We start from the raw sequence: 4,588 nt of genomic DNA on the forward strand, positions 1-4,588 counted from the left end.
ATGTCGAAGTTGCCGGCGACGATGTGGGCGGCGGTGACCGACTCGACGTCGTGGATCGCTTCGAGCAGCCCCTCGGACTTTCCGGCGGTGGTCTTCACCATGATGAACGCGTGGACCATCTCCGGTGTGATACACTCTGACACGACTAAAGCCTTTCCCGGCCCGTGGCGCGACGCTTTGGCTCAGTGACGGCGTCGGATCGCTTTGCCATCGCCGTCGGGGCAAGCTTATTGACGGGTGCGAGCGTATCGCATGGCATGCGATTCGTCATCGTCGGAGCCGGCCGAGTCGGGTTGCGCACGGGACGGGTCCTCCGCGAAGAGGGTCACGAGGTGACGCTCATCGAGCGCGACGAGGCGATGATCCGCCGTGCCCGTTCGAACGGTTTCGACGTCGTCGAGGGCGACGGCTCCCGCGAGGAACTCCTGCTGGAGGCGGGAATCGGGGACGCCGACGCGCTCGGCGCGCTCACCGGCGACCTCAACGTCAACTTCGCCGCCTGCATGATCGCCAAACACCGCGGCTGCCGGACGATCATGCGCATCGACGAGGACTATCGCGAGGAGATCTACCGCAAGTACGCCGACGAGGTCGACGAGGTGATCTATCCCGAGCGACTGGGCGCTATCGGCGCGAAAAACGCCTTGCTCGGGGGGACCATCCGTGCGATCGCGGACATCGCCCAGCACCTGCAGGTCGTCGAACTGACGATCACAGCCGACTCGCCGGTCGCCGGCTACACGATCAGCGAGCTCCAGTTGCCGGCAGACGCGACGGTCCTCGCGTTCAGGAAGGAAGGCGGCCAGTACGCCATTCCTGACGCCGACGAGTCGCTCGCGATCGGCGACCGGCTCGTCGTCCTCGCCGACTTCGAGGTGTTGAGTGACGTCCGACAGATCGTCGTCGGCCGGACGGCCGGCCGTGCAACCGCGGACCCTGGAGGTGTCAACTGATGGTTACTGCGTTCATCATGATCAAAGCGAACACGGGCGAGGCGGATCGGCTCCGAGAAGGGATCGAAGCGATCGACGGCGTCGAGTCGGCCCACATCGTCGCCGGCGACGTCGACCTCATCGCGAAGGCAAACGTCGACTCTCCAGCCGCAGTCAAGGACATCGCGGCCACGCACATACAGGGCGTCGACGGCGTCGAAGGAACCCAGACCTACATCGCGATGAACTGATCCGTTTCACCGGACAGTCGCCATGGGTCGATAGCGTTCGGATAGCTCCGCGAGCTACAGCGGCGTTCCGTCGCCGTCGGCCGCCTCCTGGCCCCGGCTCTGGGCCGTCTCCAGGAGCGTCGCCGCCTCGCCGCGGTAGTCGTAGCCGGGGATCAGCCCCTGGGCGTACGTTCCCTCGACGTACTCGATCAGCGTTTTGGCGTCTGCGACGCCCTCCTCGGCGTCCCAGGCGGTGTACTCGAGGACCACGCGGAGCTCCGAAGGCGCCCTCTCGACGGCCGGTTCCTCATGGGTTCCCGTCCGGGCGACCGAGAAGACGTCGGCGAGTCGCCGCTCGAAGGTGTCGGCCCAGTCGTCTTCGACGACGGCGGCGACGGTCTCGCCGGCAACCGCCGCGTCGAGCGACGGCAGTCGGACGGTCACTGCGAACTCGCCGTCACGCTCGCCGTCGGCGGGCTCGGCGTCGACGCGCGCGTCGAAGACGGTCGTCGTCAGCGCGTACCCCTCGTCGGCTGGCTCGAACGCCTCGTGGTCGGCGAGCGCGCGCTCGACCGCCTCCGGTAGCGAGCTGTCGTCGGTCATCGTTCGTGACCAGGTAGCGGACGAAAAAGGGCGTTGCGTTATGGTCCGACAGGGCGTGTCGACTCTGGCTGCGACCGGCCGCCGTCTCACTCTTGCGTAGAATCGATCCTCGCCTGGACGGTGCCGTCCGCGATCAGACCTGACACTCGTTCGACGTCGTCGGTCAGCGGTCGATCTTCGGCGAGCGGCGGGACCGCCTCGCGAACGAGTTCGTACACCGCGGCGGTACCGACGCCGTGGGCCAGGCCGTCGTCGACGTACTCGGCGGCTTCGGCCGCCGCACAGAGCTCCGTCGCGATCACGTGACGGGCGTTCTCGAGCGCGGTCCGCGTGTGGAGCGCAGACTGGGAACTCATGCTGACGTGATCTTCCTGCCCGCCGGAGACGGGCGTGTTGTCGATCGACGGGCGGCCCAGCGAGCGGTTTTCGTTGACGAGCGAGGCGGCGGTATATTGAGCGATCATGTAGCCCGACTGGACGCCGCTTTCGGGGGCGAGAAACGGCGGCAGGTGTGGCTCTTGCAGGTTCGGATTCAGGATCCGGTCGACTCGCCGTTCGCTGATGGCGGCGAGTTCGGTGAGCGCCCCGGTCAGATAGTCCAGGCGGAGCGCGAGGGGCTCGCCGTGGAAGTTTCCGCCCGAGAGCACCGCCGCACGGTCCGTGCCGCTGGCGCGCGGATCGGCGTCGGCCGCGTCGAACACCAGCGGGTTGTCGGTCGCGCTGTTGAGCTCGATCTCGACGGCCTCTCGCAGGTGAGCGAGCGCGTCCCGAACCGCACCGTGGACCTGCGGGAGACAGCGCAACGAGTAAGCGTCCTGGACGCGGTCGCAGTTGCGGTGACTCTCGACGATCTCCGAGTCAGCGGTGAGCGCGCGGATCCGGGCGGCGCTCTCGCGCTGGCCGGCGTGCGGGCGCACCTCGTGCAACGATGGGTGTGCGGTGGCCGTCGATCCCATCGTCACCTCCGTCGTGAGCGCACCGGCGGCGTCGGCCGCATCGAGTAGCCGTCCGGCGTCGACGACGACCAGCGCGGCGAGCCCGACCGTCAGCTGGGTGCCGTTGATCAGCGCCAGCCCCTCCTTCGGGGCGAGCGAGAGGGGTTCGAGGCCCGCGGTCGCGAGCGCCTCATCCCCAGGGAGGCGACGGCAGTCACCTTCGCCTTCTCCCTGACTCTCGACGTCTGCGGCGCCCTCGCCGATCAGGACGAGCGCCATGTGCGCGAGTGGCGCGAGGTCGCCGCTGGCGCCCAGACTCCCGCGCGAGCGGACCACCGGGTGAATACCCTCGTTGAGCATCGCCGCGAGGTGGTCGACGACGACCGGGCGGACCCCCGAATAGCCCTTCGCGAGCGCGTTGAGTCGCGTACAGAGCAGTGCGCGCACCTCCTCGCGGTCGAGTTCGCGGCCCGCACCGGACGCGTGACTACGCAACAGGTTGTGCTGGAGGCGCTCGAGTTCGTCGGGCGCGATCCGCTCGTCGACCAGCTCGCCGAAGCCGGTGTTGACGCCGTAGACGGCCTCTCCCGACTCGACGACGTCGGCGACCCGCTCGCGTGCGAGTTCGATCCGGTCGCGGGCCTCGTCCGTGAGCTCGACCGGCGCGTCGTGGCGGACGACGCGCGCTACCGCCTCGGGAGACAGCGACTCGCCGTCGATCGAGACCGGCTCGCCTGGGTCGACCGCCGTGGGATCCGAGCCAGTCGGCGACTCCTCAGCCATGGACCCGCTTCCCTCCTTTCAGTACCGTCTCGACCCGGTTCACGCCGAGGCTGTAGGGGACGTAGACGTGACTCGGTGCGTCGAGGACGAGCAGGTCACCCGGCGCGCCCGGACGAAGCGTGCCCGTCCCGTCGGTGAGATCGAGTGCGGCTGCACCGTTTCTCGTCGCCGCGACGAGCGCGGCTTCGGGCGTCATCCGCATCTCGACGCAGGCGAGTGCGATCGTCAGCGCCATCGACTGGGCGTGACAGTTCGGGTTAAAATCCGAGGCGAGCGCGACGCGAGCGCCTGCGTCGTGGAACCGGTCCGGACTCGCGTACTCGGTGCCGAGCGAGAAGGCGGCCGCAGGCAGTAGCGTGGCGACGACGTCAGCCTCGGCCAGTTCCCGGGCGTCCTCGTCGGTCGCCTGCAGGAGGTGATCCGCGCTCACCGCCTCGAGCTCTGCGGCGACCGCGGCGCCGCCGGTGTGGGCGAACTCCTCGGCGTGAATCTTGGGGGCGAGGCCGTGGTCGCGACCGGCCGTCAGCACGCGCTGGCTCTGCTCGGGCGTGAAGACGTCTTCCTCGCAGAAGACGTCACAGAACTGCGCGATCCCCTGGTCGCCGACGGCGGGCAGCTGTTGGTCGACGACGCGGGACGTGTACTCCTCGGCGTCGGCACCCTCGGGGACGGCGTGGGCGCCCATGAACGTGGGAACGACGTCGACGGGGTGGTCGGCGCCGGCGGCGTCGATCGCCGCGAGCATACGGAGCTCGGTCTCGCGGTCGAGGCCGTAGCCGGATTTCACCTCGACGGTCGTCGCGCCGTGGGCGAGCGTGACGTCGAGCTGGCGCGTGAGGTTCGCGACGAGCTCCTCCTCGCTGGCCTCGCGGACGGCGCTGACGGTCCGGAGAATGCCGCCGCCCTCGGCGAGGATCTCCTGGTAATCTGCGCCGCGGAGCCGGGCGGCGAACTCGTCGGCGCGCTCGCCCGCGAACAGCGAGTGGGTGTGCGAGTCGACGAACCCGGGGACGACACTCCGGCCTGAGGCGTCGATCGCGGTGGTCGCGTTCTCGGGTGGGTACGCCCGAATCACGTCGTCGGTCTGGCCCGCGGCGGCGACCGC

At 69.1% G+C, this 4,588-nt stretch carries 5 protein-coding genes and 1 pseudogene; 2 read left to right on the top strand and 4 right to left on the bottom strand.

What is annotated here, in order from left to right; genetic code table 11:
* A pseudogene (locus QZT59_RS18455) lies at positions 1-119 on the bottom strand (Lrp/AsnC family transcriptional regulator); the annotation flags it as partial.
* Between the two features lie 138 nt (positions 120-257).
* On the opposite strand from QZT59_RS18455, the gene QZT59_RS18460 reads away from it, so the two are divergent.
* Together QZT59_RS18460 and QZT59_RS18465 are read left to right on the top strand one after the other, a co-directional pair.
* Positions 258-953 (top strand): TrkA family potassium uptake protein, encoded by a 696-nt coding sequence (locus QZT59_RS18460; protein ID WP_290819347.1) that lies wholly within the window; start codon positions 258-260, stop codon positions 951-953.
* Positions 953-1,183 (top strand): Lrp/AsnC family transcriptional regulator, encoded by a 231-nt coding sequence (locus tag QZT59_RS18465; protein ID WP_290819348.1) that lies wholly within the window; start codon positions 953-955, stop codon positions 1,181-1,183. Before QZT59_RS18460 ends, QZT59_RS18465 begins: the two co-directional genes overlap by 1 nt.
* A gap of 54 nt (positions 1,184-1,237) precedes the next feature.
* Here QZT59_RS18465 and QZT59_RS18470 read toward each other — a convergent pair whose 3' ends face one another.
* From QZT59_RS18470 to hutI, 3 genes are all read right to left on the bottom strand, one after another.
* On the bottom strand, positions 1,238-1,765 hold the full coding sequence (locus QZT59_RS18470; protein WP_290819349.1) for a DUF5813 family protein: 528 nt from the start codon (positions 1,763-1,765) through the stop codon (positions 1,238-1,240).
* Positions 1,766-1,851: 86 nt separating this feature from the next.
* Positions 1,852-3,483, bottom strand: coding sequence for a histidine ammonia-lyase (gene hutH, locus QZT59_RS18475; RefSeq protein ID WP_290819350.1), 1,632 nt, complete (start codon positions 3,481-3,483; stop codon positions 1,852-1,854).
* Positions 3,476-4,588: imidazolonepropionase (hutI, locus tag QZT59_RS18480; protein ID WP_290819351.1), on the bottom strand; the 1,113-nt coding region annotated here is incomplete at its 5' end. The genes hutH and hutI, both read right to left, overlap by 8 nt.

Origin of the sequence: Halovivax sp. (assembly GCA_007119345.1) — an archaeon.
Taxonomy (GTDB): domain Archaea; phylum Halobacteriota; class Halobacteria; order Halobacteriales; family Natrialbaceae; genus Halovivax.